The sequence below is a fragment of the Thalassospira lohafexi genome, assembly GCF_002844275.1.
Classification (GTDB): Bacteria; Pseudomonadota; Alphaproteobacteria; order Rhodospirillales; family Thalassospiraceae; genus Thalassospira; species Thalassospira lohafexi.
Window position 1 is genome coordinate 173,855 of the sequence record NZ_NXGX01000007.1, and the last position, 25,648, is coordinate 199,502.

Genomic DNA, 25,648 nt, shown 5'->3' on the forward strand with positions numbered 1-25,648 from the left:
CCGGCCCGCTTTATGCGGGCTGGTCCAGACTGCATTGGGAACAGTTTTCCGGGAGGACAGTGGAAATGTCGGGTGTTTCGCTCAGTAATATAAAAAAGGCCTATGGCCCGATCGATGTCATTCATGACGTCAATATCAAGGTCGAGCAGGGTGAGTTCGTTGTCTTTGTCGGGCCGTCGGGATGTGGCAAATCCACATTGTTGCGAATGATTGCCGGGCTGGAGGAAACCACAGGGGGCACAATCGACATCGAAGGCGTCGATGTCACCCATCTCGAAGCGGCCAAGCGTGGCGTTTCAATGGTGTTTCAGTCTTATGCGCTTTATCCGCATCTGAGCGTCTTTGACAACATGGCGTTTAGCATGCAGATCGCGCGCCGCCCCAAAGACGAAATAAAGCAAAAGGTCGATGAGGCTGCACGCATCCTTCAGCTTGAAGACCATCTTGACCGGAAACCATCGCAGCTTTCGGGCGGGCAGCGTCAGCGTGTTGCAATTGGTCGGGCGATTGTGCGGCAACCAAAAGTCTTCCTGTTTGATGAACCGCTTTCCAATCTGGATGCCGAACTGCGTGTTCAGATGCGTATGGAAATCGCACGTCTGCACAATCAAATCGGGGCGACGATGATCTATGTGACCCATGATCAGGTCGAAGCCATGACATTGGCCGATAAGATCGTGGTGCTTAAATCCGGTTCAGTGCAACAGATCGGCTCGCCACTCGATCTTTATGACAATCCCGATAATCAGTTCGTCGCGGGCTTCATCGGTTCGCCGAAAATGAACTTCCTAAAGGGGATCGTCAATGAACCCCGCGTAGATGGCAAGATCACCATCACGCTTGATGATGCCCCAAACACGACATTCGATATCACAAGTGGATCGGCAACACTCAACGCAGGTGATGCGGTCACAGTTGGCATTCGCCCCGAAAACATCGGACTTGAACATGATGAGACGGTCGGACCGACCGTATTGCTCAAACCCGAATTTACTGAAGAACTGGGTGGGGTCAGTTACATCCATACCCAGACCAAGGACGGTGTTCGCGTCACCATCGAACGTCGTTCGGAACGCAACCGCATTGATCAGGAAGACCTGCAGGTCACGTTACCTGTGCGTGATCTTTTCCTGTTCGATGCCGATGGGGCACGCCTGCGTTAGGCCACCCCGAAAGAGTCTGCCCGGTCCGGAAACATAAAAAAATACAACCGTGATACGGGCTCAAACCAACCGGCCCAAATGCCGGTTATCAAGGAGGAAACGTCGTGAAAACAGCTATCAAGGCAGCACTTTCCGCTGCGGTATTGTTCGGCAGTGCTTTTAGCGCCTCTGCCAAAACCGATATTACGTGGTGGGACTTTCTTGCAGGCGGGGACGGGGTCCGTATGAAGGCCCTGATCAAGGAATTCAACGAAACCCACCCCGATATTCAGATCAATGCAACGACACTGGAATGGGGCACACCGTTCTATACCAAAGTTCAAACCGCAACAGCAGTCGGTCAACAGCCCGATATCATGACTTATCACCTGTCGCGCTTCCCGCTTGCGGTGCCACAAGGTGTCTTGCGCCCGATCACCGACGCTGAGCTGTCCGAGGCCGGTTTGTCCGCAGATGATTATTTCGAATCAAGTTTCGATGCGGCAAAAGTCGATGACAAGCTTTATGGCATCCCGTTCGATATTCATTCCATCGTCCTTTATTACAACAAGGATGCGCTGGCAAAGGCTGGGTTGCTGGGTGATGATGGCAAGCCCAAAGGACTTGAAGGGCTTGAAAACTTCAACGCCGCCCTTGCAAAGCTCAAAGAATCCGGTTCGGAAATTCCGCTGTCGCTGCATACCGATGAAGGCGGTTCAATGTGGCGCGTCTTCTACACGCTGCTGTCCCAGCAAGGCGGCAAGTTCATGGACGGCGATGAAATCCTGCCTGGTGACGAAGGCCTCAAGGCGCTCAAAGCCATGACCAACTGGGTTTCGTCGGGATATTCACCGGAACTGATTTCATACGAAGCATCGATTGCGCTGTTCACCTCCGGGCGGGCTGCCATGCACATCAATGGTGTATGGGAAGTTCCGACAATGAAGGATCTCGCCGCAAGCGGTGATCTCGGCTTTGAATGGGGTGCCGTACAAATCCCGGTATTGATGGGCAAACCGGCAACCTGGGCTGACTCACACGCCTTTGCCATTCCCAACAGCGAAGAAAACCCGGTTTCCCCGGAAAAGGTCAAAGCCGTGCTTGAGATCATTGCATGGCTGAATGACCATAGTCTGGCATGGGCCGAAGCTGGTCACATTCCGGCATACAAACCCGTCGCACAAAGCACGGAGTTTAAGGAAATGGAGCCGAATGCGACCTATTCCTCGTTGGCTGATACGGCGGTCTTTGATCCGCAATCACCCATCGCAGGTGTTGCAGGGCCGATCTATGAGGCGACCCAGAACTTCATTGTACCAGCATTGAACGGGCAGCTTGACCCAGAAGAGGCACTTGAAATGGTTCGCGATGAATTGAAAAACGCGAATATGAACTGATCACGCGTGAGGATCGATGGTCGGCATGCCTCCCTACTGCCGGCCATCGTTTTTCAACGATGAGTTTCTGTAATGCTAGAAGTTTCGAGATGGGGTGGCTACCGATGCGGCCAAAGTCCAAGAATAACAAGACACTGACGGCAATCCTGCTGATCGCACCGTTTATTGTGTGCTATCTCGTGGTGTTTGCTTATCCGGTCTATAAAATGTTCGCGATGAGTTTCACCGATGCTCCTTTGATCGGAGAAGGCGATTGGGTGGGACTTGAAAACTATGTCCGGATGTTCCAGCACAAGTTGTTCTATACGTCGGTGTATAACACGCTTTATTTCGTTGGGTTGACGGTCGTGCCCAACACCCTGATCGGTCTTGGCATTGCGATGATGATTGTGCGGCTGAACGGCATGGTTCAGGCCGGTATCCTTATCTTGTTTTTCATGCCCTATATCCTTCCGGTGACTGTGGTGACCCAAATTTGGCAGTGGGTTCTTGATCAACAATTTGGCGTGGCACAGCCGCTTATTGAAGCTGTGACGGGAAAACGCATCAGTGTGTTTCGTGATCCGCTTTGGGCCATGCCAATGGTTGCGCTGATTACGATATGGTGGACCAACGGCTTTAATGTGCTTTTGTTCATATCCGCCCTTCGTAATATCCCGACAGATTATTATGAGGCGGCATCCCTTGATGGTGCCACCCGCATGCAGCAATTTCGACGGATTACCTGGCCGTTGCTGTGGCCGGTGACGGCACTTGTTTTAACCTTGCAGCTGATCATGCAACTTAAGATCTTTGATCAGATTTATCTGATGACGCAAGGCGGGCCGTTCAATTCAACTTATGTGCTGCTGCAGCTTGTCTACCGCGAGGCCTTCGGCCGTAATCAGGGGGGCTATGCGTCCGCAGTGGCGGTGGCGCTTTTTGTTCTGATCGTTGCTGTATCGATATTGCAGTATCAACTGCTTAAGGCGCGGGGGAAATCGTGATGGGACAGATCAAAACCGGCAATGTCTTGCTGCTTGTCTTTACTGTGATTGCGGCATGTGCGTGGGCGTTCCCACTTTATTGGGCAATCGTTACATCAATCAAGCCTGAGTCCGAAGTTGTGGCGGGTACGACGTTTTTGCCAGAAACCCTTGATATTTCGGCATATGTGTTTGCCTTGCTCGAAACAAATATCGTCCGCTGGTATATCAATTCGATCGGGACGTCTGTTCTGATTACCCTGATTGTCATCGTAATCAGCATGATGTGTGGCTATGCCTTGTCACAACTTGTGTTTCCCGGACGCCGGGCTTTGTTCCTGATTGTGCTGGCAAGTTTCATGGTGCCATCGCAAGCGCTTGTCGTGTCACAGTTCATCCTGATGCACAAGTTCGGCATGGTCGATAGTTGGGCCGGGATTATCCTGCCCCAAGTGATCATTCCCGTGGTGGTGATTGTCTATAAGCAGTTCTTTGACTCTGTGCCGCGTGAATTGCGCGAGGCAGCCAAGCTTGACGGTTGCAGCGAATTTCAGATCCTGTTCAAGCTTTATCTACCCTTGAACTGGGGGATTACCGCGGCTCTGTCGATCATCACCTTTATTATGTCCTGGAACAATTTCCTGTGGCCGTTTTTGGTCATCACGTCCGAGGAAATGATGACAATTACGGTTGGTATCACACAGGTCGGTGATGCCTTTGGCGTGAAATATGCGCGTGACATGGCAATCGCCGTCATGGCGGCGATGCCGGTTGCCATTGCCTATCTTGTTTTTCAGCGCCGCGTGACACAGGCAATCATGTTGTCATCTGGTATCAAGGGCTAGGTTTATGTCAAGATGCTCTAAGGGCAGGGATTAGGGAAACCTTCAGGGAACAATAAAAAGTCATGCAGACAAAATTACTGACGGTCGATCCGGTCAAGGATGCAAATATCGTTCAGGGGCTGGCGTCCAAGACACGGATCGATATCCTGTATCTGCTGCGCAAAAACGGCCCGCAGAACGTTAATGAAATCGCCGAGAAGATGGGCTTGCCGCAATCTACTGTGGCAACCAATATCAAGACGCTTGAAAAGGCGGGCTTGGTTGAAACCCAGACGATGAAGGCCAAAAAGGGCAATCAAAAAATTTGCTCGGCGGCCTATGGGGAAATCTATATTCGGTTTGATGATGACAAGAACACCTCGGATAATGACCGGGTTGTTGTCAGCATGCCGATTGGTCTGTTTACCGAATTTGATGTCGGTGCACCTTGCGGGATGTGTTCGGTCGAACGGGTTGTGGGTGTTCTTGATGTGCCCAATGTTTTCCTTGATCCCCAACGCATGCAGGCAGCCCTTCTTTGGTTTACCCGCGGCCATGTTGAATACAAGTTTCCCAACAATGCGATGGTGACCGGACGGCAACCCAAACGATTGGAAATTACCGCCGAGCTGAGTTCTGAAACACCTGAAACCAACAGCGAATGGCCATCGGACATTTCCGTCTGGATTAACGGATTCAATGTTGGCACATGGACATCACCGGGTGATTTTGGGGATCGACGCGGCCTGTATTCACCTGGCTGGTGGAAACTTGAAGGCTCCCAGTACGGGCAGCTCAAAACGTGGGTCATTGATGAAAACGGCACCTGGGTCGATGGGAAAAAGATTTCCGCACAGACCATCAATACACTTGAAATTATGGACCATCACTCGGTCCGCTTCAGGATTGGCGTCGATGAAAATGCTGAGAACCCCGGTGGGGTCAATATCTTTGGGCGCGGTTTTGGCGACCATGATCAGGACATCACCATGACCTTGCATTTTTAATTATCCAAGGCATCTGGCTGGTCCGAAGGTCACCATCGAAAAAATTCCCCGGTCAGAATTTCCTTGATGCTGTTGGGGGACAGCAGAGGGAGATGAAATTACTGACCGGGGTGCTCGCCCAAGGAAGGGGGAGCCTAACTTTTCTTACTTCGTACGATATTCGTCGTGGCAGCCTTTGCAGTTTTTGCCAAGGTCACCCATAGCAGCCCCCATGGCCGCTTTGTCACCGGCAACAGATGCCATTGCCAATGCAGCTTTCTTAAGCTCGGGGAAGCGGTTGGCAAAGCCATCCCAGTCAGACCAGATTTTTTCATCTGCCGTGGTTTTGACCGATGCATCCATGGTTTTGGGCTCAAACGCATTTGGTGCTGCCGTGGCGGCAAAGGCGATACCATTTGCAAGGTTGCGCACGACCGGATCGGGAAGGTCGCACTGTCCCTTTAAATAGCAGCCAAGTGTGCCCATCGCACCGCCAATGCCATCCATCAGCATTTGCCGGGTTTCAACGGTTTCGTTATCCATCATCTCGTCAGCGTTGGCTGCCATCGGCATAACGGACCCTGCCGCGATCATCGCGCCGAGCAGGCCTGCAGTAACAAGGTGCTTCATGGGGTTCTCTCTACGTTGGTTTTGCATGTCTCTCTGATCACCAGACAGGCCTTCTATTGTTATCTATAAAGCAAGCATCTTGTTGCTTCTGGACTGCCGGTCGGCTTAGTGTCCCAGTTGTGCCCCAAAAACTGGAATCACAAGCGCGTGAAATCGACGACTTTTTTCAACGCGTGCGTTCAAAGGAACTGCCCCGAATGTCTTCTGTCGCCCCCAAATCTGCCGATGGTACCCCGTCAAATGCCAACGAAACCGCCATTCGCGAAGGCCGCGCACGCGCACGTGCTGTCATTCGTGATTGGGATTTGACGCGCGCCTATATCAATGGGGAATGGCGCGAAGCAGACAGCCGTGAAAAGCTTGATGTGATTGATCCGGCCAAGGGCGATGTGATTGGCGGTGTTCCGTTCATGCGCACATCCGAGGCGCGCCGGGCAATTGATGCGGCGTCTGAGGCGTTTCCGGCATGGTCAACCCGGCTGGCAAAGGACCGGGCGGCGATATTGCGCCGCTGGCGCGACCTGCTCGAAACCCATCAGGAAGAACTGGCATCCCTGATTACGCTTGAACAAGGCAAACCCTATGATCAGGCAATGCGCGAAGTCGTCGGTGCCATCGCCTATGCCGAATGGTACAGCGAAGAAGCCAAGCGCGCCTACGGCCAAACCATGCCCGCCACCCAGCGGGATCGTCGGGTTGTGGTTCAAAAACATGCGGTGGGGGTCGTTGCCGCCATCACGCCGTGGAATTTCCCGCTGACCATGGTGGTGCGCAAATGTGCCCCGGCACTGGCCGCGGGATGTACCGTCGTTGTCAAACCGGCCGAAGATACCCCGCTTTCAGCATTGGCCGCGGCCAAACTTGCCCATCAGGCAGGATTCCCACCCGGGGTGTTTAACGTTGTGACCGGCTTGCCCCAACCGATTGGCGAGGCTCTGACCGGCGATGAACGGGTGCGCATGTTATCCTTTACCGGCTCGACCGAGGTTGGCAAACGCCTGATGGCGCAATGTGCACCCACCATGAAAAAGCTGTCGCTCGAACTTGGTGGCAATGCGCCGTTCATCGTGATGGATGATGCTGACATTGATGTCGCGGTCGCCGGGGCAATGATTTCGAAATTCCGCAACAGCGGCCAGACCTGTGTCTGTGCCAATCGCATCTTTGTTCAGGATGGCGTTTATGATGCCTTTGTCGAAAAATTCATTGCCGCAAGCAACACCCAGACCATCGGCAATGGCTTTATCCCGGGGATGGAGCTTGGCCCGTTGATCAACCGTCAGGCGGTGGCAAAGGTCGAACGACTGGTCCAAAATGCTCAAAAGGCCGGGGCGACCCTGCACTACGGGGCAGAGCTTCCTGCGGATGGTCACTTCACACGGCCCTTGGTGATGACAGACGTGCCGCTTGATGCCGATTGCTTTGACGAGGAACTGTTTGCGCCGGTTGCGCCCATTTATCGGTTTGAGACCGAGGATGAGGCAATCACCCTTGCGAACCGGGTGCGTACCGGACTGTCGTCATATGTCTACAGCCGGGACGTCGGACGTATTCAACGGATTGCTGATCGTCTCGAAGCGGGCGTCGTCGGGATCAATGACGGCACCACCAGCCACGAAGGCGCGCCGTTTGGCGGCGTTAAGGAAAGTGGACAGGGCCGCGAGGGTGGACATTGGGGACTCGAAGAATATCTGGAACCCAAATATCTCAACTACGCCATCGGTTGAGAATTGAATATCCCAATATCGGTCGGGTTGACCAGCAGGATCGATTTTAAAGATCGCAAAACGGCAATAGCAGAGGATGCTATTGCCGTTTTTTATGCCCGAACCAAGCCATGCAAAATTGTGCAGAAGGACTCCAGTAGAATATCTGGGTGGTTTTTAGCACCTGTTGCCAAAAAACCGTATGCCGCAAAGCACTATCCCTGTCGTTTTCTTCTGCGCTTACAGGCCATGAGACCTTTGAAGGCCGGGGTAATTTGGAACTTTAACAAGTTTGTTCCCCAGCCTTTACTGGATGGCATGGGAAAAATGCAGCAAATCGAGCATGTTATTTGTCATGAGACAATCATGCGTCAGGCGCATGATGAAAATGTGTCGATAATGTTTCATGATATGCGTCAAATGCATGGGTGAGCTGAGAAAACTCTTCTCGTAGGGATCAACAAACAGGCGTACATCGGGTTCAACGAAATGAAACGCGAAACCCAAGCGCGAATAGCGCGTGATGCTTTTGAAAGGATACGGCCATGAAAGCCTATCGTGATTATGACCTGGTTGCTATCGAACGCGAAGCAGAACGTCTGCGTGCACAAGCGATGCAGCAGATGTTTGTTGCCCTTGTACGCAAGATCGGCGCGCTGTTCGGTGCAAACCGTAAACCGCATGGTGGCGTTGCTGCCGGCGCTTAATTCAAGCGCGACATAGAATTCCGGTGCCGGTTTATCCGGTGCCTTGAAAAACACCCCCGCATTCCTCCCATGCGGGGGTGTTTTCGTATGTGGGCTTCACCTTGGCGAACCTTGCGGTTATGAATGAGACAGATCACGCATAGCCCGGAGACATCAGCCCATGCAGCTTGCCCATTACGCCTTTGGCGAAGAAAACCGCGACAATGGAACCATTGTGATTGTCCATGGTCTGTTCGGTCAGGCGCGCAACTGGACGGCGATTGCCCGGCGTCTGGCGGAAAAATACCATGTGGTGACGGCCGATTTGCGCAATCACGGACGGTCGGGCTGGGATATGGACATGACATACCCCGCCATGGCCGACGATCTGGCCGCACTGATCAAGGATGTGTCTGACAAACCGGTGCATCTGGTTGGCCATTCGATGGGTGGTAAGGCCTCCATGGTTTTGGCGTTATCGCAAAATGCCAAAGATGCCGGGTTGGTGTCCGACCTTGTTGTCGTGGATATCGCCCCTGTGGTCTATGACCACGATTATACCGACTATATTACTGCCATGCGTGGCGTTGATTTTAATACCGTGTCACGCCGGGCCGAGGTCGAAGACGCATTATCATCGGGTATTTCCGAAAAAGGCGTGCGTCAGTTCCTGGCCCAAAGTGTCAAGACCGACAAGGAAACCGGCAAAATGGCGTGGCAGGTCAATATTGATGCGATGGCCGATCATTTATCCGACATCACCGGATGGCCGCAAAGCGATCTTTCTGATCAATATGACGGGGATGTCTTGTTCATTTCCGGGGTCAATTCGCATTATGTCGATCCCAAGGACCGGGATCACATCAAATCGCTGTTTCCCAAGGCAGCCTTTACCAGCATCAAGGGCGCAGGCCACTGGGTCCATGCCGAAAAACCCGATGCGGTTCTTTTGACGTTATCGGCGTTTTTAAACCGCTAGGAGACTGTCGCGATGGTTGACGTTCCCAAGGGATGGCAGTTGCCCACTCATGATGCGATCCGGGTCGAGGACATCGAATGTCTGTCGGATAACTGGTATCATCTTTATCGCGTGACGTTTGACCTGCGCCGCCAAAATGGTGAATGGCAACGACAGCAACGCGAAGCCTATGACCGGGGCAATGGGGCGGGAATTTTGCTGTATAACCGTGCGGACCGCACGGTGATCCTGACCCGGCAATTTCGTCTGCCATCATTTGTAAATGGCACCCAAGACGGCATGCTGATCGAAGTCCCGGCAGGTTTACTTGATGACCGCGATCCGGCGGCCGCGGTGATTGCCGAAGTGCAGGAAGAAACCGGCTATAAAATCGGCAAGCCGCAAAAGCTGTTTGACCTTTTCATGAGCCCGGGCTCGGTAACCGAACGCCTGCATCTGTTTATGGCCGAAGTCACCAAGGAACATCGAACCAGCAAGGGTGGCGGCCTTCATGAGGAGGGCGAGGATATCCACGTTCTCGAAACCCCGTTTGAAGACGCCCTTGCCATGGTGGCTGATGGTCGCATTCGGGACGCCAAAACAGTGATCCTGCTACAGCATGCCCAATTGGCGAAAATCTTCGACTAACGCTTGATCACCACGGCAGGTTTTCGCCGTCATAGGCATAAAAGCCACCTGACTGTTTGGCACTCAGCCCGTCAATCACGCGCAACATGTTGGTTGCCGCCTCAGTCGGTGTCTGTACTTTCAGTCCGGATTTGGCAAACGGCCCGGACAGCCCGGTATCGACCGTGCCGGGATGCAGGGCAACACAGACCGCATCATGTTTGCTGCGACCAATTTCAATCGCGCTGCATTTCACCAGTTGATTAAGGGCGGCCTTGGCTGCGCGATAGCCGTACCAGCCGCCCATGCGGTTATCATTGATGCTGCCGACCTTGGCCGACAGGGTGGCAAACACCGATTTGCCATCACGGGGCAAAAGCGGGCAGAAATGCTTCATCAGCAACGCCGGACCAATCGCATTGATCAAAAACTGCTTGGCCATATAGTCCGCATCAATATGGCGCAGTGATTTTTCCGGCTGATGGGTGTCATCATGCAGATACCCCGTGGCATCAATGATCAGCCGAACATCCCCCGAAAGGTCGCGAAGGTGCTGAACGCACGCGGCAATGCCGTCCGGCTTGGTGAAATCAAGGGCCGGATCGGTCGTGCGCGAAAAACCGACAACATGCGAAAATCGGTCGCTTTGCGTAAGCTGGGCCATAAAAGCCTGCCCGATCCCGCCGGTGGCACCAATTACCACGGCAATCGATGGGGTGGCAAAGCTGTCAAGTTCTGGCACGTTAGTCATGGTCAGGCTCCTGCGGTGATGGTGCTTGGAATCTTACGCAGGCGGTGCACTATTGGTTTTGCCCAATCTGATTTACGGATCGGGACTGGCGCTGGGGGGCGGGGTCCAATGCCGGTCACCGTGGGTTTTCTCATCGCGTTCATCACGCATAAGCTCAAACAGGGTTTCGTTCTGGGACCGCATGGTGTCGATATATCCCTTATCCACCCCATGTTCGTTCCAACGTTCGCGCAGCTTTTCCAGTGTTTCAAAATCATGTGCCCGGAAGGCCTGTTTTTTACGTTCGGCCCGGAACGGATGCAGGCCAAGTTCAATCAACGCATCACGGCCAAGGTTAAGCGCACTGTCAAAGGTTTCGCGCTGCACGCAATGTGCCCCGGCCTTTTCAAGCTCATAGACATGATGTCGGTCATGTGCGCGTGCCAAAATCCGGACCTTGGGATAGTGTTTGGCAACATGTTCGACCAAGGCGGTCAGTTTGTCGCGGTTATCAATCGCGGCAACAAACAATCGGGCATCTTCAATGCCGGTGGTGTGCAAAAGATCAGGCCGGGTGGCATCGCCGTAATAGGCGCGAAACCCGACCCGGCTCAGGTTTTCGACCACTTCAGGATCATGATCAAGCACCACCACATCGTGGCCATTGGTGGCAAGAAGGCGGGTGACGATCTGCCCGAACCGGCCAAGGCCCGCGATTACAACCGATCCCGGCGTTTCAATGGTATCGGCCTCCCGGCTGTTGGTTTTGACCATGCGCGGGGCTAAAACCCGCTCATACAGGATAAAGGCCGCAGGGGTCAGGATCATGGTAAGTGCCACGACCAGCGTCATCTTCCCGATCAGATCAACCGGCAAAACGCCCATGCCCGATGCCATGCCAAACAACACAAAGGCAAATTCACCCGCCTGTGCCAACCCGACGGCAAACAACAATCGGTCCGCACCGCGCAGGCCAAAGATGCTGGCAATGGCAAACAGGATACCGGCCTTGATGATCATGACGCCAAACGCCAAGCCGATCAGCATGATCGGTTGATCAAACAACAAACCAAAATCAATCCCGGCCCCGACTGTCAGGAAAAACAGGCCGAGTAGCAAGCCCTTGAACGGTTCGATATCGTTTTCAAGTTCGTGGCGGTATTCGCTGTCGGACAAAACCACACCGGCCAGAAACGTCCCCAGTGCCGGGCTCAGCCCGATGGCCGTCATAAACAGCGCAATGCCAATCACCAGCAAAAGGGCCGCAGCAGTAAAAACCTCCCGCAGGCGCGAATGGGCGATAAAGCGAAACATCGGGCGAATAAGATACCGCCCGCCAATGATGATCGTGGCAATTGCTGCAATAATCACAAGCGGTTGCGCCCAATCAGGCACAAGGTCAAGCAGCATCGCGCCATGCGCGGTGGGATCATCGCCCGATGGGCTCAGTGTTTCAACCGCGAGCAACGGCAGCAACGCCAGCATCGGGATCACCGCGACATCCTGTGTCAGCAGAACCGAGAAGGCGCTTTTGCCGCCAACCGTGCCAAGCCAGCCCTTTTCATTAAGCGATTGCAGCACAATGGCAGTCGATGACAGGGCAAGCACCATGCCGATGGCAATGCCTGATTGCCACGAAAGGCCAAACGCCATGCAGCCCGCCGCAATAACGGCGGTGGTCAGCGTAACCTGCAATCCACCAAGCCCGATCAACTGGCCGCGCATCGACCACAGCATCGCCGGGCGCAGTTCCAGCCCGACAAGAAACAGCATCATGACAACGCCAAATTCGGCAAAATGCTGAAGGTCGGCGGTTTCATTACCAACAATGCCAAGGATCGGACCAATCACCACCCCGGCAATCAAATAGCCAAGCACCGACCCCAGACCAAGGCGCTGGGCAAGCGGCACGGCAACAACGGCTGCGACCAGATAGACAAAAGCATGCGAAAGAATTTCCATCACGCATTCTCCCCAATGAAAAAGCTGTCGGGATGGTCGGTCAGGGTTAATGCGTTGGCCGCGGCATCAAGATCAATGCGATCCTGTGTCAAGGCGGTCAGGAAACTGTGCCACTGAGACACTGTTTCCTTTACACGGTTTTCTGCGCGCAAAGACCCGGCACTGAAGGTGGCATAGGGGGCCAGATACCGCATGTTGCATAGATCTGCTGTGCGCTCGAACGGCATCAACAAGGTCCGAAGTTCGGCAGTATGTCCACCTTTGACCGTATAGGCACTGCGCGCTGTTCCGCACGAAACGGCATTGAACATCACTTTTCCGCTGAGTGCGGTCCCCTCGGCGCCATAGGCAAAATCATATTCGAGCACAAGGTCCATCCATTCCTTGATGATGGCCGGGGCGGAATACCAATAAAGCGGATGCTGCAAGATGATGACGTCATGGTCCAAAAGGCTGGACTGTTCGCGGGCGATGTTAATCTCGAAGCTCGGATAGCGCGCATAGAGATCAACGCAGGTTACCCCCTCAACGGTTTGGGCTGCTTCGAACATGGGCCAATTGATTTCCGAGCGGTCCTGCCGAGGATGGGCAAACAGCGTTAACACACGCGCCATCGATTTCTCCGTTGTTCCGTGGTGTTTTGTGTGGATCGATCTTTTGGTTTTAACGTGAAAGTGCCCGCTTACGAAGTGTTTAGAACCACGTTTAGAATAAAACGGCAATTTTCACATCCTAGGTGAAATGGCGTCTCAACGGGGTGTTTGTTTCATTTGAAATCAAGGAAATCCCAATGCCATATGTCTTTACCCAAGCCACCGATACCGAAGCCATTGCCGAACGTGAATGGGGCAAGGCCGACGAGATCATGTTTACGGCCTTCACATCCTGTATCGGGATCATGGCGATCAAGGATGATCAGGTGATCGGCGTTCACTTAACGCTTCGCGATGACACAAATGCTGTCACCAATGCTGATATTGATACCGCGATTGGATTGCTTGACGGTGGGGCATACCCGGTGGTGATCGGTGCGATCAGTGCATGGGAAGCATCTGCTGCGGCTGTTTATCAGCACCTTGTCGATACGCTGCATCCGGTCGAACAATATGGCTATGGCGACGGGACGTTTGGCGGTGAAATCGTCAATGGCCGTATTCAGCCACGCTATGTTGCTTAAAGGCCCCGGAACAGAAAAAGCCGCCCGGCCAGTAAGGCGTTCGGGCGGCTTTATCAATTGGTTCTAAACGCGCTTAAAGGACTTATTCAGCGGCGTTGATATGGGTGACGTTGGGGGCACTGCGTGCACCTTTGCCCTCATGATCGTGAAGACGGATGAATTCCTTGATCCGCGGGCTGATCTGTTCGCGCCAGCGACGACCGTTAAACACACCGTAATGGCCGACACCCTGCTGCAAGTGATGCATGCGCATGTTGTCCGGCAGACCGGTGCACAGTTTATGCGCCGCACGGGTTTGGCCCATGCCGGTAATGTCATCGCGTTCGCCCTCGACCGTCAAAAGTGCGGTCTTGGTAATCGCGGATGGATCAACCGGAACGCCCTGCCAGCGCATGGTACCTTCGGGCAGGTTATGTTCATGGAACACAACCTTAAGCGTCTGGAGGTAAAACTCGGCTGTCATATCCATGACAGCAAGATATTCATGATAGAAATTCCGCTTGGCATCGGCACTTTCGCCGTCGCCTTCGACCAGATGCATGAACATGTCGTGGTGGGCCGAAACGTGGCGGTCCCAGTTCATGCTCATGAAGCCTGCCAGCTGCATGAAGCCCGGATACACCCGGCGCATCACCCCGGCGTTTGGCAGGGGAACGTGGGAAACCACATGGCGTTCAAACCATTCAAGGTCATGCTGCTTGGCAAATTTATTGACCTCGGTCGGGTTTTCACGCGTATCAACCGGGCCGCCCATCAAGGTCATCGATGCGGGTTGGCATTCTTCATTGCCTGCTGCCATCAAGGAGGCGGCGGCAATGACCGGAACTGATGGCTGACAAACTGCCATCATATGTGTGTTCGGGCCAAGCTTGCGCAGGAACCGCATAAGATAATCGATATAGGTATCAAGATCAAAGTGACCCTGATGGACCGCAACCGTGCGGGCATCAATCCAGTCGGTAATATAGACATCATGATCAGGCAGCAATGCCTCAACCGTGCCACGCAGCAAGGTTGAAAAATGGCCTGACAGCGGGGCGACAATCAACAAACGCGGATCGTCGGGCTGGGTTTTCAAATGATCGGTTTCGCGTTTGAAATGCAAAAGATCACAGAAAGCTTCGCTATGGACGATTTCCTCGGTGACAGCCACGGTCTGACCATCAATCGTCGTGGTATCCAAACCAAATTCCGGTTTGCCGTAACGATGGGTGATATGGGTGAACATGTCGCACGCTGCCGCTACGGCCCGACCCGGCTGGGTATAGGAAAGCGGATTGGCCGGATTGCGCAGCCATTTTTTGTTGGCATCGACGGCCATACGCAGCGGACTTATCGTGGCGTGCTGCAATTCATAAAGGTGGTACAGCATATATTCTCACTCCCGGGTGACAGGGGCCCAAGGGCCCGGGTGTCACCGTCCTGGTTACGGCTTTTCGTCCTGTTTTTTTGTCACGCACAGGCGTTTTGTAAGACGTGCAGTCACGTGCGGCAAAGTACTATGGCATCTGTCGTTTGCGGTAACGGGGCAGCGCCAAAGCAGCTCATCCCCAGACGTCAGAAAACCTTAAAATCGCGATGTAGCCTACGGCAGTACAGGTTTTACACAATAGCCATAAAGTATGATGATATTCCAAATAGTGCTTTTACGTTCTGATTCAACAGAAAATTCACGCTGATGTCGAGTAAAATATTGCAATGCAGCGTAAACTGTTGCGTTGCAATAATAGTTTTAGCAGGGAAATGGGGAGATATGGCTTTTGGGGCGGGGCAGGTTAGACGTTTTAGAATCGTCTTAGAATCGTCGCCCGGCTGTGCAAAACGCCCGACACCCTGCCTTAAGTCAATGAGGCTGCACATATTTCGGGATGACATGGGCCCAAACAAAGAAAGGGCGCTGCCGTAGGGAAAACAGCAGCGCCAGTATAATAGTTCAGTGCGGATTAAAGTGCGGAGATAACGAAGCCCAAAAGAACGAATGCATAAGGGAGCAAGGGCATGGGGGAAGTCTGACCGGCAGGCGGGACAGGGTGCGGGGTAGCCTGCCGGTCAGGTGCCCTTGGTGGACAATCGTCCGGGCCTCGTAAATTTCAATGGGGATTTTTTATCAGATCAGACTGCGCAGGGTTTGCGCCATGCCAAGCCCGATGACGAACAGAAAAAATCCTGTACTTCCAACCACAGCAACAGTGCTGCAAAGCTCGTTCAAGCGGGTCGGGTTCTCGATCAGTTTCAGCATGGTTTGTCCTCCTCAATCTGTCTGCAAGGACCATAGCGTTCTGATTTTGTTCCTGCAAGAACAAAATTGGAACAAATGCGGATTAATCTATTTAAGTATTTGAAATATAATCAAAAAATAGTGTTCTCAAATGTTCTCATTTTTAATGGGAAATGAGAACATTCAAGGGTGATCAAGTGAGTTGGGTTGAACAAGGCCCGCAGGAAACCTCGTGTTTGCGCGAGTCTTTATAAAAGACATCAGACGCAGGATGTTCTTGCTGGTGTTCTCACTCTATTTCCGGCCCTGCTATGTCCATCCATGATCACGCGGAGAAGATCGCAAGGTGTCATCAAAACGTACATTTAACACGGATGAAATACCCGCATAGTTGCGATATCGTCTGATGGATCATCAATCGGTTGTCGATTTTATAGGATCGCCTGACGGATCAAAAAGGGGCTGATTTAAACCGATTCAATTTGTATAAAATCAAATTGTTGCAGGATATTCAGACTGGCCTAAAATGGGGTGTGTTTCGGCGAATGTTCGGATTGTTTTGCAACAAACTGTTACGGTTAAACCGGATTTCGGTAAAGCCGTCTTTCGGGGGCTTGAACGCAGTGGTCTTGCCCTCATAGATCGTGTAACAGTGGGCTCAAAGACCGGAACATCGCACCCTTGCTGATCAGGACGCAGCATGGCTGTTGGCCTAAATAAGGTGGTCAAACATTCTGGCGACGCCTGACACTGCCAACCAGAGTGTCAGAAGTTTGCTGTGTTTGATTACTCATACAAAACCGGCCATGCGCCATTCAGTGGAAAATTTCCCTATGGTGTCAGGTTGGTAAATACACGCACAGAACCGGCAATCCGGTGCTGTTTTCACGGTAACTACCGTGTCCCGATCGTCTGCCCGGATTGTCAAAAGTCCGGGATCCCACCTAGACGACGGGGAGGAAACGTTGGAAGGCTAAGGGCAGAATGAGACAAAGGCTTAAACATCGTATTGCTGATATCGTGATATTCGGTGGGACCGGAGATCTGGCACTACGCAAACTTTTCCCCGCACTTTACGAAATGGAACGGACCGGGCGTTTTGATGATGACACCCGTATCTTTGGCGCATCGCGCAGCGAACATAGCGACGAAGATTTCCGGGCCAAACTTGAAGAAGCCGGTAAAAAATTCGTCCCCGAAGGCGAGTTTGAGGCAAAAACCTGGAAAAAATTCGCCAAGCGCATTTCCTATGTTCAGGTCTCAGCGGGCGACGAAGCCGGTTTTAAAGTTCTTCACGAAAAACTTTCCGATCAGCCGGACCGCGACCGGGTCTATTATTTCTCGACCAGCCCGGCCCTGTTTGCCGATATGGCCTTTAACCTTAAAAAGGTTGGTCTGGTAACGCCAAATTCCCGCGTTGTGCTTGAAAAGCCGCTGGGCCACGATCTGGATAGCTGCCGTGAAATCAACGGCCAGATTGGTGAAGTCTTCGACGAAAACCAGATTTTCCGTATCGACCATTACCTTGGCAAGGAAACGGTGCAGAACCTTATGATTCTGCGCTTTGCCAATGCGATGTTTGAACCACTATGGAACAGCGCGCATATTGACCACGTGCAGATCACGGTCGGCGAAGAAGTCGGTGCCGAAGGCCGCTGGTCCTATTATGACGATGCCGGTGCAATGCGCGACATGGTGCAAAACCATATGTTGCAGCTTCTGTGCTTGGTCGCGATGGAACCACCCTATGTTCTTGATCAGGACGCGGTGCGTGATGAAAAGGTCAAAGTGCTCAAGGCGCTGATGCCAATCAATGACAGCAACATCGACACATCCACCGTGCGCGGCCAGTACCGTAAAGGGGCCGTTGGCGGCAAAGAAGTGCCGGGCTATCTGGAAGAAGAAGGGGCCAATGTCGACAGTACGACAGAAACCTTCGTCGCGATCCGCGCGGAACTCAACAACTGGCGCTGGTCGGGGGTTCCGTTCTATTTGCGGACCGGAAAACGGTTGCCAAAACGCCATTCGGAAATTGTCATACAATTCCGCGATGTGCCCCATCAGATTTTCCCGCTGGCAAAATCGATGACCAATTATCAGGCCAACCGCCTTGTTTTGCGTCTGCAACCCGATGACGGCATCCATCTTATTTTGAATAACAAAAATCCGGGGCCGGGCCTTGTGCGCCTGCGTCCAACCGCCTTGAACCTGTCCTTTGCCGAGGCCTTTGGTGGGCGTAGCCCGGATGCCTATGAGCGTCTGTTGCTCGATGCGATTGATGGCAATAACACCCTGTTTGTCCGCCGTGATGAACAGGACATCGCCTGGCAATGGGTCGATGCCATTCAGGAAGCGTGGCAGAACAATCACATCACGCCCAAGGGCTATACGTCGGGTACGTGGGGGCCATCGGCCGCCATTGCGTTGATTGAACGCGATGGACGTACCTGGAACGAAGAAGCCGGGTTCTAGGCATTGGCAAAGGCGCGTTGGATCGTCAACGCGCCTTGCTTTGCTGTCACTGACACCCCAATTTCGGGATGACGACATGACAAACGAACGCATTTTCCAAAGCGGCGACGAAATGCTTGCGGCAATGATCAAGGAAACCGTCGAACGGCTTGAATTTGCCATCGCGACACGCGGCCATGCCAGCATGGCAGTTGCCGGTGGGCGGTTCCCCAAACCCTTGTTTGAAACGCTTTCACATGCCCGTCTGGACTGGTCCAAAGTCACAGTAACTCTTGGTGATGATCGCTGGGTGGGGCTCGATGATGATCAGTCGAATGAAAAACTGGTCCGCGATTATTTGTTTATCAACGAAGCCCAGCACGCGCGCTTTGTATCGCTTAAAACACCTGATGGCAGTCCGGAAGACGCGGTCAATACCGTCAGTGCGCGTTTGCGGACCGAACTGCATTGGCCACTTGATATTGTGTATCTGGGGATGGGCGATGACGGTCATACCGCATCACTTTTCCCTTCCTCAACGCCCGAAGCCCTGCGCAAAGGGCTTTATCCCGAACATGGCGAACTTGTTGTCGCTGCGCGCCCGACCGTGTCCTCGGTCCCGCGCATCAGCATGACGTTGCCCGCCATCCTTAACGCCCGGTATATTGGTCTTCATATTACCGGACAATCCAAATGGTCGACCTTTGAAACCGCGAAAAACGGCACAGAAATCGAAGAGATGCCCGTTCGCGCAATCTTGCAACAGACTGACGTCCCCGTCGATCTGTGGTGGAGCGCCGAGAACCCGAAAGGCTGAACCCCATGAAACGTGAAATAGATCAGATTACCAAACGCATTATCGAGCGTTCCAAACCAACCCGCGAAGCATATCTTGCCAAGATCGAGGCCGCCGCGTCCGATCGCCCGCATCGCTCATCGCTGTCATGCGGCAACCTTGCCCATGCGTCGGCGGGCTGTAGTGCGGCTGATAAGGAACGCATCAATGGCGATGAGGGTGCCAATCTTGGCATCGTGACGTCCTATAACGATATGCTGTCGGCCCACCAACCACTGGGCGTTTATCCCGACCGTATCAAAAAGGCCGTGTTTGAAGCCGGTGGCACAGCACAGGTTGCCGGCGGCGTTCCGGCCATGTGTGATGGCGTGACCCAAGGCCGTCCGGGCATGGAGCTTTCGCTGTTTTCACGCGATGTGATTGCCATGTCGACGGCTGTGTCACTGTCGCATGATGTGTTTGACGCCGCCCTTTATCTTGGTGTGTGTGACAAAATCGTTCCGGGTCTTGTCATGGGGGCCTTGTCCTATGGCCATATCCCGGCGGTGTTTGTGCCTGCCGGTCCAATGCCATCGGGCCTTCCCAATGATGAAAAGGCCCGCATTCGTCAGCTGTATGCGCAGGGCAAAGTCGGTCGTAAGGAATTGTTGGAGGCCGAAACAGCCTCTTACCACAGCCCGGGCACCTGCACGTTCTATGGCACGGCAAACTCCAACCAGATGCTGATGGAAGTCATGGGCTTGCATCTTCCCGGCGCGGCGTTTGTGAACCCAAACACCGATCTGCGCGATGCGCTCACCGAAGAAGCCGCCCGCCGTGCACTGGCGATTACCAAACTTGGCAATGATTATCGCCCGGTTGGTAAGGTGCTTGATGAAAAGGCGTTTGTGAACGGGATTGTCGGGTTGCTTGCGACCGGTGGCTCGACCAACCATACGCTGCATTTGCCTGCGATGGCGCGTGCCGCCGGGATTGAGCTGCGCTGGGATGACTTTGACGAATTGTCGCGTCTGGTCCCGCTTCTGTGCCGCGTTTATCCGAACGGGCAGGCCGATGTGAACCACTTCCATGCCGCAGGCGGTATGGGCTTTGTTATTTCCGACCTTTTGAAAAACGGTATTCTGCATCCTGATCTGGAAACCATCCATACTGGTGGCATGGCGGCCTATGGCACGGAACCGTATCTTGATGAGGGCAAACTGGCATGGCGCGATGCCCCGGCCGACAGTCAGGACGAAGACATCCTGCGTCCGGCGGAAAAGGCATTTAGTGCCGATGGTGGCTTGCGGATGTTGTCGGGTAACCTTGGCCGTTGCGTGATCAAGGTGTCTGCTGTGAAGCCGGAAAACCGCGTCATCGAAGCCCCGGCTGCGGTGTTTACATCGCAGGAACAAATGATGGAGGCCTTCAAGGAAGGTAAACTCCATCGTGACGTTATCTGTGTTGTTCGCTTCCAGGGCCCCAAAGCCAACGGCATGCCTGAACTGCATAAACTCACCCCGCCGTTGGGTGTGCTGCAGGATCTGGGGTATAAGGTTGCCCTTGTCACCGATGGCCGCATGTCGGGTGCGTCGGGCAAGGTGCCTGCTGCCATCCACGTCACACCAGAAGGCATGATGAACGGCCCGATTGCCAAGGTACAGGATGGCGACATCATCCGTCTTGATGCGGAAACCGGCGACCTGATCCTCAATGTGACCGACGCCGAACTGGCCAAGCGTGACTTCGCCACCTTTGACGATAAGGCATCCCATCAGGATGGCTTTGGCCGTGAGTTGTTTGGCGTGTTCCGCGACCATGTTGGCCTGGCTGAAATGGGCGCATGTGCTGTCCTCCCGGGGGAGGCTGAAGTCGCGTAATGCAGCTTGTCGGTGATATTGGCGGGACCAATGCCCGCTTTGCTTGGCTTGATGATGCTGGCAATCCCCATACGCCAATGACATTGCCGGTGCGTGAATATGCGACCATCGGCGATGCCATGCGTGATTTCATGGTCAAAACCGACTGTTCGGATTTGCGTGAATTTGCCGTGGCGGTGGCGTGCCCCGCCATGGCCGATGAGATTAAATTCACCAACAATCCGTGGGTGTTTTCCAAGGATGCGCTTAAGGCCGAGTTCAATCTGGATCGTCTTGTGGTGGTCAATGATTTTACCGGCTTGGCAATGTCTGTGCCTTATTTGGGCGGCGAAGACCTGATTACACTGTTTGATGGTCCCGGACGTCCGGGCTTGCCCTTGGCGGTGATCGGGGCGGGGACCGGGCTTGGCGTTTCGGGCTTGTTGCCCCACGAAGGGCACTGGTTGCCAATTCAGGGCGAAGGCGGGCATGTGTCCTTGCCGGCAGTCGATGAGCTTGACTTTGAAATCGTCAAATTCCTGACCCATGAATTGGGACGCGTATCGGCGGAACGTATTTTGTCGGGCATGGGAATTGAAAACCTGTACCGGGCACTTGCCGCCATCGATGGTCTTGATGTGGCGCCGAAAAATGCCGCCGAGGTGGTTGACGGTGCCTTGCAGCAAAATGACCCGCTGTGTCGTAAGGTGCTGGATCGGTTCTGCCTGTTTATGGGCGGGGTTGCTGGTGACCTTGTGCTGACACTTGGTGCGTTTGACGGTGTGTTTATCGGGGGCGGCATTGGTCCGCGGATTGCCGATTATATGAAACAAAGCGGCCTGAAAGAGCGGATGATCGCCAAGGGCCGTTTCCATGATTTAATGAATGATGTGCCGGTGCGCCTGATGACGGCGAAATACCCGGCCCTGATCGGTTGCGCCAAGATTTTAACGGCCTGACCGGCAAACTGGAGGAAGAATTTATGAGCCTTTCATCGCGTGAAATTCTGTCAAAGGCCCCGGTGGTGCCGGTTCTGGTGATCGAAGATGCCAATGATGCCGTGCCGCTGGCCAAGGCGCTGGTCGCTGGTGGTTTGCCGGTGCTGGAAATTACGTTGCGCAGTGCGGCGGCCGAAGAAAGCATCAAACGCATTATTGCCGAAGTGCCCGGTGCGATTACCGGTGCGGGGACGGTGATCAATGCCAAGCAAATGGAACGTATGGCTGAAATCGGCTGTGCCTTTGCCGTGTCACCGGGCCATACCGACGGTCTTTTAAAGGCTGCCAAGGATACCGGTGTGCCGTTGTTGCCCGGTGCGGGAACGCCGTCGGAGATCATGAACCTGATTGATCATGGCTATGACATTTTGAAATTCTTCCCGGCTGAACAGCAGGGTGGGGTGTCGATGCTTAAAGCCCTTTCGGGGCCATTGCCCGATGTCAGCTTCTGTCCGACTGGGGGTGTTTCATTGAATAATCTGGCTGATTATTTAAAATTATCGAATATTATCACCGTCGGCGGATCATGGGTTGCACCCAAGGATGCGGTCAAGGCGGGTGATTGGGCAACCATCACCAAGCTGGCGCAGGAAGCAACCGACCGGGTTCGTGAGATTCGCAGCTAAGATATCTGCAATTGTATGACAAATAAAAAGGGACCCGTTTGGGTCCCTTTTTTAATGCGAGCAGGCAACTGGCTTACCGGGGTTTAAGGACCGGCAGCGTTTCCTATATCCGGTCGAGATACCAGGTCGTGCCGTTAAATTTGCGCTGCAGGCCAAGATCGGCGAGATCTGCATGGCTGAGGTTGCTCATAAGATCGGTGTGGTTCTTGCGTTTGCGCTTGTTTTCGAAATATTTTTCGATGCGGCTCATGAGCGCGCCAAACGGCATGCGTTTGGTAAAGGGGTCGTTTGCAGCGTCGAAAGGTGCGTTTCCAGAAATCTGATGTGCCATGGTGGCCTCCTGAAGTCTCAGGTTGAATTGATCCGTTGATGGGCGGACAATGTCATATGCAAAATAAAACAGGAAGAAGGTTGTTTTGCATATCTGATGTGCAAGAATGATCGGATTAACACGACAAAATACGGATAGAAGTGTCGGTATGAACTGGAACGATTTGCGATATTTCCTTGTTCTGGCGGGTGAAGGCAGCCTTTCGGGGGCCGCGCGTCGCCTGCGCAAGGAACATACGACAGTCGCCCGCCGGATTGAGGCGCTTGAAGATGATGTTGGCACCAAGCTGTTTGACCGACTGCCGCGCGGCTGGCAACTGACCACGGCGGGACATAATCTTGTCCCGGTGGCTGAACGGGTTGAGGAAGAAGCCCTTACCTTTGAACGTCAGGCCAAGGGCGATGAAGCCGCCCACGGGGTTGTGCGCATTTCTGTCCCCCCAGTGGCGGGGCGTGTTTTATTTGCGCCGCGTCTGGCCAGATTGCTTACGGCACACAAGGGGCTTGAGTTTGAAATTATCGGGGCGGCCAATGTGGTCAATCTTGCACGCCGCGAAGCCGATGTTGCTGTGCGCATGATCACCCCGCGTGAACCGGGATTGATTACGCGTAAGCTGGTCGAACTGGGTGTTGGGCTTTATTGCGGGATTGGCTACCGCGACCGGGTGCCGGAAATGGACTGGGAATTTTGCGGCTATGAAGATACCGCTTACGGCGCATCAAAAAAGGAATGGGTGCGCAACGTGCTGGGCCGGGAATTGCCATGCCGTTTTCGTGCCGATGAAACCGAAACCGTCCGCCAGTTCATTGCCGCGGGACATGGGGTCGGGGTTTTGCCGCGCTATCTCGGGGACAAGGACGACGAACTTGAACTGATCCATGCCGATGTCGAAGGGCAAAGCCGTGAAACAGGCTGGATGGTGGTTCACCCGGACATGCGCCGATCCCCCGGTGTTCGGTTGGTGATGGATGCCTTGATCAAGGCTGCCGATAACATTGCCGAAGAATTTCAGGTCTGACGATGGACCGATATTGACTGAAAAAAGGCTCCCTTAAAATTCAAGGGAGCCTTTTTCATGCCTTGAGGGAAGGCATTCTAGGTCCTGAGCCTAGCCATCCCCGCAATACCCCTATCGCGGAGATAGCTCTTATCAAAGCGTGTCGATTACCATTGGTTCAGGGCCGCAGGTCGCTTTGATCTGGTTAAAATCGGTTGAGGTACTCGTCGCGCGGCACGTAGCTGTTGTTGTGACGTTCCAAACCGATGTCGTAGAGTTGGTCATCACTTAACCGGTTCAGGGCAATGCGGCTTTGATAGCGTTTGTAGGACCGTAAAGCGGCATTGACGATCGCCGGGATGATAGCGCTAACACCCTTGGTAACAGCGGGGGGCGTGGCGCGAGAGGTTGGGCGTTGTGCCATCTTCCCGTGCGATGTTTTTGTCGACACACACCCGACGAGGGTATTGCAGTCGATCTGATGTGATACAGCCATTGTCATGCTCCTTGATCGGGGTGGGCCGTTTCGATGACCAAAGATTGACATGCGCAGAAATACAATGGAACTTAGATAAAATGCGCTATAGTTGTGCAAAATTGCGCAAGTGTAGGACGTACAGATATGAACTGGAATGATCTTAGGTTTTTTGTCGCAGTTGCCGAGGAAGGCACGCTTTCCGGGGCCGCCCGGCGATTGAGCAAGGACCACACAACCGTTGCGCGGCGTATCGAAGCATTGGAAACCCATCTGGGCGCGCATCTGTTTGACCGTTTGGCAACCGGGTGGAAATTGACCGATGCGGGCGAAAACCTTGTGCCGGTGGCGGGCCGGATCGAAGAAGACGTTTTGGCGTTCGAACGACAGGCACGCGGCGATGAAACCGCCCATGGCGTGGTGCGGATTTCCGTGCCACCCGCCGCCGGACGATTGCTGTTTGCGCCACGGCTGGCCGAATTGCTCCGCGATCAAAGGCATCTTGAATATGAAATCATTGGATCAAGCGTGGTTGCCAATCTTGCGCGCCGCGAAGCAGACGTTGCGGTGCGGATGGCAACCCCGGCGCAAAGCGGGCTGATTGCGCGCAAACTGACGCATTTGCGCTACGGCGTGTATGCGGCAAAGGGGTATACAGAGCGCGTGCCTGAAGGCGATTGGGAATTCTGTGCCGATGGCAGCTTCTCATTTGGCCACTATCAACAGGCCTGGGTGTGGAAGATGCTAAACCGGCAATTGCCGGTACGGGTCAGGGCCGATGACAGCCAGACGGTTCGGGCATTTGTTGCGGCCGGACATGGGCTTGGGCTTTTACCGCGCTATATGGCCGACGTTGATGACCGGCTTGAAAGGGTGTTTGACGACGCGCCAGGTGAGATCAGCAAGCCGGTCTGGCTTGTGGTTCACCCCGATATGCGCCGGTCCCCCGGTGTGCGAATGGTGATGGATGCGCTGATCAAAACAACCGAAAGTATTCCGGCAGAGTTTAAATCCTGATTGTGTTCTTTGTTCAGATACTTAGGCTCAGGACGCATTCTCTATATGACTTGGGGCTGGAACTGATCAAGTATGGTGTTTGTAACGTAGGAATAAGGTCGCTCGGGTTTG

26 protein-coding genes are annotated in these 25,648 nt (G+C 53.7%); 18 read left to right on the forward strand and 8 right to left on the reverse strand.

The features are described from left to right. Positions 1-65: 65 nt before the first annotated feature. From COO92_RS17595 to COO92_RS17615, 5 genes are all read left to right on the forward strand, one after another. Positions 66-1,163: an ABC transporter ATP-binding protein gene (locus tag COO92_RS17595; protein WP_101304269.1), complete on the forward strand. Its 1,098-nt coding sequence runs from the start codon at positions 66-68 to the stop codon at positions 1,161-1,163. Between the two features lie 104 nt (positions 1,164-1,267). Beyond that, entirely contained in the window at positions 1,268-2,539 is a 1,272-nt protein-coding gene (locus COO92_RS17600) for an ABC transporter substrate-binding protein (protein WP_101304271.1), read from the forward strand. Positions 2,540-2,628: 89 nt separating this feature from the next. Further along, entirely contained in the window at positions 2,629-3,525 is an 897-nt protein-coding gene (locus COO92_RS17605; RefSeq protein WP_240626497.1) for a carbohydrate ABC transporter permease, read from the forward strand. Next, a complete protein-coding gene (locus COO92_RS17610) occupies positions 3,525-4,349 on the forward strand; it encodes a carbohydrate ABC transporter permease (protein ID WP_101304275.1) in 825 nt (274 codons plus the stop codon). Before COO92_RS17605 ends, COO92_RS17610 begins: the two co-directional genes overlap by 1 nt. A gap of 62 nt (positions 4,350-4,411) precedes the next feature. Further along, the gene (locus COO92_RS17615; RefSeq protein WP_101304277.1) at positions 4,412-5,335 is read left to right on the forward strand and encodes an ArsR/SmtB family transcription factor; all 924 of its coding nucleotides are present in this window, start codon (positions 4,412-4,414) and stop codon (positions 5,333-5,335) included. 144 nt (positions 5,336-5,479) lie between these two features. Here the strand turns inward: COO92_RS17615 and COO92_RS17620 are convergent, their stop codons facing one another. After that, positions 5,480-5,944: a c-type cytochrome gene (locus COO92_RS17620; protein WP_101304279.1), complete on the reverse strand. Its 465-nt coding sequence runs from the start codon at positions 5,942-5,944 to the stop codon at positions 5,480-5,482. Between the two features lie 197 nt (positions 5,945-6,141). Here COO92_RS17620 and COO92_RS17625 point away from each other — a divergent pair, with 197 nt between their 5' ends. The 5 genes from COO92_RS17625 (at position 6,142) to COO92_RS17640 (ending at position 9,942) form a co-directional block, all read left to right on the forward strand. Beyond that, positions 6,142-7,671: an NAD-dependent succinate-semialdehyde dehydrogenase gene (locus COO92_RS17625; protein WP_101304281.1), complete on the forward strand. Its 1,530-nt coding sequence runs from the start codon at positions 6,142-6,144 to the stop codon at positions 7,669-7,671. Between the two features lie 3 nt (positions 7,672-7,674). Then, positions 7,675-8,082 carry a hypothetical protein gene (locus COO92_RS17630; protein ID WP_101304283.1) on the forward strand — a complete coding sequence of 136 codons (408 nt, stop codon included), beginning with the start codon at positions 7,675-7,677 and terminating at the stop codon, positions 8,080-8,082. A 113-nt stretch (positions 8,083-8,195) separates the two neighbouring features. Then, positions 8,196-8,357, forward strand: a complete 162-nt coding sequence (locus tag COO92_RS22120) for an RSP_7527 family protein (RefSeq protein WP_022733184.1) — start codon at positions 8,196-8,198, stop codon at positions 8,355-8,357. A gap of 160 nt (positions 8,358-8,517) precedes the next feature. Next, positions 8,518-9,315, forward strand: a complete 798-nt coding sequence (locus COO92_RS17635; RefSeq protein WP_101304285.1) for an alpha/beta fold hydrolase — start codon at positions 8,518-8,520, stop codon at positions 9,313-9,315. A 12-nt stretch (positions 9,316-9,327) separates the two neighbouring features. Next, the gene (locus COO92_RS17640) at positions 9,328-9,942 is read left to right on the forward strand and encodes an NUDIX domain-containing protein (RefSeq protein ID WP_101304287.1); all 615 of its coding nucleotides are present in this window, start codon (positions 9,328-9,330) and stop codon (positions 9,940-9,942) included. Positions 9,943-9,949: 7 nt separating this feature from the next. Here COO92_RS17640 and COO92_RS17645 read toward each other — a convergent pair whose 3' ends face one another. The 3 genes from COO92_RS17645 to COO92_RS17655 all read right to left on the reverse strand — a co-directional run bounded on the left by COO92_RS17645 (position 9,950) and on the right by COO92_RS17655 (position 13,227). Beyond that, complete coding sequence (locus COO92_RS17645; protein ID WP_101304289.1) at positions 9,950-10,672, reverse strand: SDR family oxidoreductase; 723 nt, start codon at positions 10,670-10,672, stop codon at positions 9,950-9,952. 72 nt (positions 10,673-10,744) lie between these two features. Further along, on the reverse strand, positions 10,745-12,613 hold the full coding sequence (locus COO92_RS17650; protein WP_101304291.1) for a monovalent cation:proton antiporter-2 (CPA2) family protein: 1,869 nt from the start codon (positions 12,611-12,613) through the stop codon (positions 10,745-10,747). Next, positions 12,613-13,227, reverse strand: a complete 615-nt coding sequence (locus COO92_RS17655; protein ID WP_101304293.1) for an NAD(P)H-dependent oxidoreductase — start codon at positions 13,225-13,227, stop codon at positions 12,613-12,615. Before COO92_RS17655 ends, COO92_RS17650 begins: the two co-directional genes overlap by 1 nt. Positions 13,228-13,403: 176 nt before the next feature. Here COO92_RS17655 and COO92_RS17660 point away from each other — a divergent pair, with 176 nt between their 5' ends. After that, the gene (locus COO92_RS17660) at positions 13,404-13,790 is read left to right on the forward strand and encodes a hypothetical protein (protein ID WP_101304295.1); all 387 of its coding nucleotides are present in this window, start codon (positions 13,404-13,406) and stop codon (positions 13,788-13,790) included. Between the two features lie 82 nt (positions 13,791-13,872). Here the strand turns inward: COO92_RS17660 and COO92_RS17665 are convergent, their stop codons facing one another. After that, positions 13,873-15,162 carry a polyhydroxyalkanoate depolymerase gene (locus COO92_RS17665; RefSeq protein WP_101304297.1) on the reverse strand — a complete coding sequence of 430 codons (1,290 nt, stop codon included), beginning with the start codon at positions 15,160-15,162 and terminating at the stop codon, positions 13,873-13,875. 735 nt (positions 15,163-15,897) lie between these two features. Further along, positions 15,898-16,029 (reverse strand): hypothetical protein, encoded by a 132-nt coding sequence (locus tag COO92_RS22360; RefSeq protein WP_022733176.1) that lies wholly within the window; start codon positions 16,027-16,029, stop codon positions 15,898-15,900. 963 nt (positions 16,030-16,992) lie between these two features. Here COO92_RS22360 and zwf point away from each other — a divergent pair. From zwf to COO92_RS17690, 5 genes are all read left to right on the forward strand, one after another. Continuing rightward, complete coding sequence (zwf, locus tag COO92_RS17670; protein WP_101304299.1) at positions 16,993-18,480, forward strand: glucose-6-phosphate dehydrogenase; 1,488 nt, start codon at positions 16,993-16,995, stop codon at positions 18,478-18,480. A 76-nt stretch (positions 18,481-18,556) separates the two neighbouring features. Beyond that, a complete protein-coding gene (pgl, locus tag COO92_RS17675) occupies positions 18,557-19,276 on the forward strand; it encodes a 6-phosphogluconolactonase (RefSeq protein ID WP_101304301.1) in 720 nt (239 codons plus the stop codon). 5 nt (positions 19,277-19,281) lie between these two features. Beyond that, a complete protein-coding gene (edd, locus tag COO92_RS17680) occupies positions 19,282-21,114 on the forward strand; it encodes a phosphogluconate dehydratase (protein WP_101304303.1) in 1,833 nt (610 codons plus the stop codon). Further along, entirely contained in the window at positions 21,114-22,052 is a 939-nt protein-coding gene (glk, locus tag COO92_RS17685; RefSeq protein WP_101304305.1) for a glucokinase, read from the forward strand. The genes edd and glk overlap by 1 nt, the downstream gene beginning before the upstream one ends. Before the next feature lie 23 nt (positions 22,053-22,075). Next, positions 22,076-22,717 carry a bifunctional 4-hydroxy-2-oxoglutarate aldolase/2-dehydro-3-deoxy-phosphogluconate aldolase gene (locus tag COO92_RS17690; RefSeq protein WP_101304307.1) on the forward strand — a complete coding sequence of 214 codons (642 nt, stop codon included), beginning with the start codon at positions 22,076-22,078 and terminating at the stop codon, positions 22,715-22,717. A gap of 103 nt (positions 22,718-22,820) precedes the next feature. Here the strand turns inward: COO92_RS17690 and COO92_RS17695 are convergent, their stop codons facing one another. Continuing rightward, the gene (locus tag COO92_RS17695) at positions 22,821-23,048 is read right to left on the reverse strand and encodes a hypothetical protein (RefSeq protein ID WP_101304309.1); all 228 of its coding nucleotides are present in this window, start codon (positions 23,046-23,048) and stop codon (positions 22,821-22,823) included. 148 nt (positions 23,049-23,196) lie between these two features. Between COO92_RS17695 and COO92_RS17700 the strand changes: the two genes are divergently transcribed. Further along, a complete protein-coding gene (locus COO92_RS17700; RefSeq protein ID WP_101304312.1) occupies positions 23,197-24,066 on the forward strand; it encodes a LysR family transcriptional regulator in 870 nt (289 codons plus the stop codon). Between the two features lie 184 nt (positions 24,067-24,250). On the opposite strand, the gene COO92_RS17705 is transcribed toward COO92_RS17700, so the two are convergent. Beyond that, positions 24,251-24,541, reverse strand: coding sequence for a DUF1127 domain-containing protein (locus COO92_RS17705; RefSeq protein WP_165792395.1), 291 nt, complete (start codon positions 24,539-24,541; stop codon positions 24,251-24,253). A gap of 126 nt (positions 24,542-24,667) precedes the next feature. Here COO92_RS17705 and COO92_RS17710 point away from each other — a divergent pair, with 126 nt between their 5' ends. Next, the gene (locus COO92_RS17710; RefSeq protein ID WP_101304316.1) at positions 24,668-25,537 is read left to right on the forward strand and encodes a LysR family transcriptional regulator; all 870 of its coding nucleotides are present in this window, start codon (positions 24,668-24,670) and stop codon (positions 25,535-25,537) included. The last annotated feature ends 111 nt before the right edge of the window (positions 25,538-25,648 follow it).

What these genes read in the sequence shown, in the direction of transcription:
- COO92_RS17595 (WP_101304269.1), top strand. Translation starts at nt 66, where the DNA reads ATGTCGGGTGTTTCGCTCAGTAATATAAAAAAGGCCTATGGCCCGATC.
- COO92_RS17605 (WP_240626497.1), top strand. Translation starts at nt 2,629, where the DNA reads ATGGGGTGGCTACCGATGCGGCCAAAGTCCAAGAATAACAAGACACTG.
- COO92_RS17610 (WP_101304275.1), top strand. Translation starts at nt 3,525, where the DNA reads ATGGGACAGATCAAAACCGGCAATGTCTTGCTGCTTGTCTTTACTGTG.
- COO92_RS17615 (WP_101304277.1), top strand. Translation starts at nt 4,412, where the DNA reads ATGCAGACAAAATTACTGACGGTCGATCCGGTCAAGGATGCAAATATC.
- COO92_RS17620 (WP_101304279.1), bottom strand. Translation starts at nt 5,944, where the DNA reads ATGAAGCACCTTGTTACTGCAGGCCTGCTCGGCGCGATGATCGCGGCA.
- COO92_RS17625 (WP_101304281.1), top strand. Translation starts at nt 6,142, where the DNA reads ATGTCTTCTGTCGCCCCCAAATCTGCCGATGGTACCCCGTCAAATGCC.
- COO92_RS22120 (WP_022733184.1), top strand. Translation starts at nt 8,196, where the DNA reads ATGAAAGCCTATCGTGATTATGACCTGGTTGCTATCGAACGCGAAGCA.
- COO92_RS17635 (WP_101304285.1), top strand. Translation starts at nt 8,518, where the DNA reads ATGCAGCTTGCCCATTACGCCTTTGGCGAAGAAAACCGCGACAATGGA.
- COO92_RS17640 (WP_101304287.1), top strand. Translation starts at nt 9,328, where the DNA reads ATGGTTGACGTTCCCAAGGGATGGCAGTTGCCCACTCATGATGCGATC.
- COO92_RS17645 (WP_101304289.1), bottom strand. Translation starts at nt 10,672, where the DNA reads ATGACTAACGTGCCAGAACTTGACAGCTTTGCCACCCCATCGATTGCC.
- COO92_RS17650 (WP_101304291.1), bottom strand. Translation starts at nt 12,613, where the DNA reads ATGGAAATTCTTTCGCATGCTTTTGTCTATCTGGTCGCAGCCGTTGTT.
- COO92_RS17655 (WP_101304293.1), bottom strand. Translation starts at nt 13,227, where the DNA reads ATGGCGCGTGTGTTAACGCTGTTTGCCCATCCTCGGCAGGACCGCTCG.
- COO92_RS17660 (WP_101304295.1), top strand. Translation starts at nt 13,404, where the DNA reads ATGCCATATGTCTTTACCCAAGCCACCGATACCGAAGCCATTGCCGAA.
- COO92_RS17665 (WP_101304297.1), bottom strand. Translation starts at nt 15,162, where the DNA reads ATGCTGTACCACCTTTATGAATTGCAGCACGCCACGATAAGTCCGCTG.
- COO92_RS22360 (WP_022733176.1), bottom strand. Translation starts at nt 16,029, where the DNA reads ATGCTGAAACTGATCGAGAACCCGACCCGCTTGAACGAGCTTTGCAGC.
- zwf (WP_101304299.1), top strand. Translation starts at nt 16,993, where the DNA reads ATGAGACAAAGGCTTAAACATCGTATTGCTGATATCGTGATATTCGGT.
- pgl (WP_101304301.1), top strand. Translation starts at nt 18,557, where the DNA reads ATGACAAACGAACGCATTTTCCAAAGCGGCGACGAAATGCTTGCGGCA.
- edd (WP_101304303.1), top strand. Translation starts at nt 19,282, where the DNA reads ATGAAACGTGAAATAGATCAGATTACCAAACGCATTATCGAGCGTTCC.
- glk (WP_101304305.1), top strand. Translation starts at nt 21,114, where the DNA reads ATGCAGCTTGTCGGTGATATTGGCGGGACCAATGCCCGCTTTGCTTGG.
- COO92_RS17690 (WP_101304307.1), top strand. Translation starts at nt 22,076, where the DNA reads ATGAGCCTTTCATCGCGTGAAATTCTGTCAAAGGCCCCGGTGGTGCCG.
- COO92_RS17695 (WP_101304309.1), bottom strand. Translation starts at nt 23,048, where the DNA reads ATGGCACATCAGATTTCTGGAAACGCACCTTTCGACGCTGCAAACGAC.
- COO92_RS17700 (WP_101304312.1), top strand. Translation starts at nt 23,197, where the DNA reads ATGAACTGGAACGATTTGCGATATTTCCTTGTTCTGGCGGGTGAAGGC.
- COO92_RS17705 (WP_165792395.1), bottom strand. Translation starts at nt 24,541, where the DNA reads ATGGCTGTATCACATCAGATCGACTGCAATACCCTCGTCGGGTGTGTG.
- COO92_RS17710 (WP_101304316.1), top strand. Translation starts at nt 24,668, where the DNA reads ATGAACTGGAATGATCTTAGGTTTTTTGTCGCAGTTGCCGAGGAAGGC.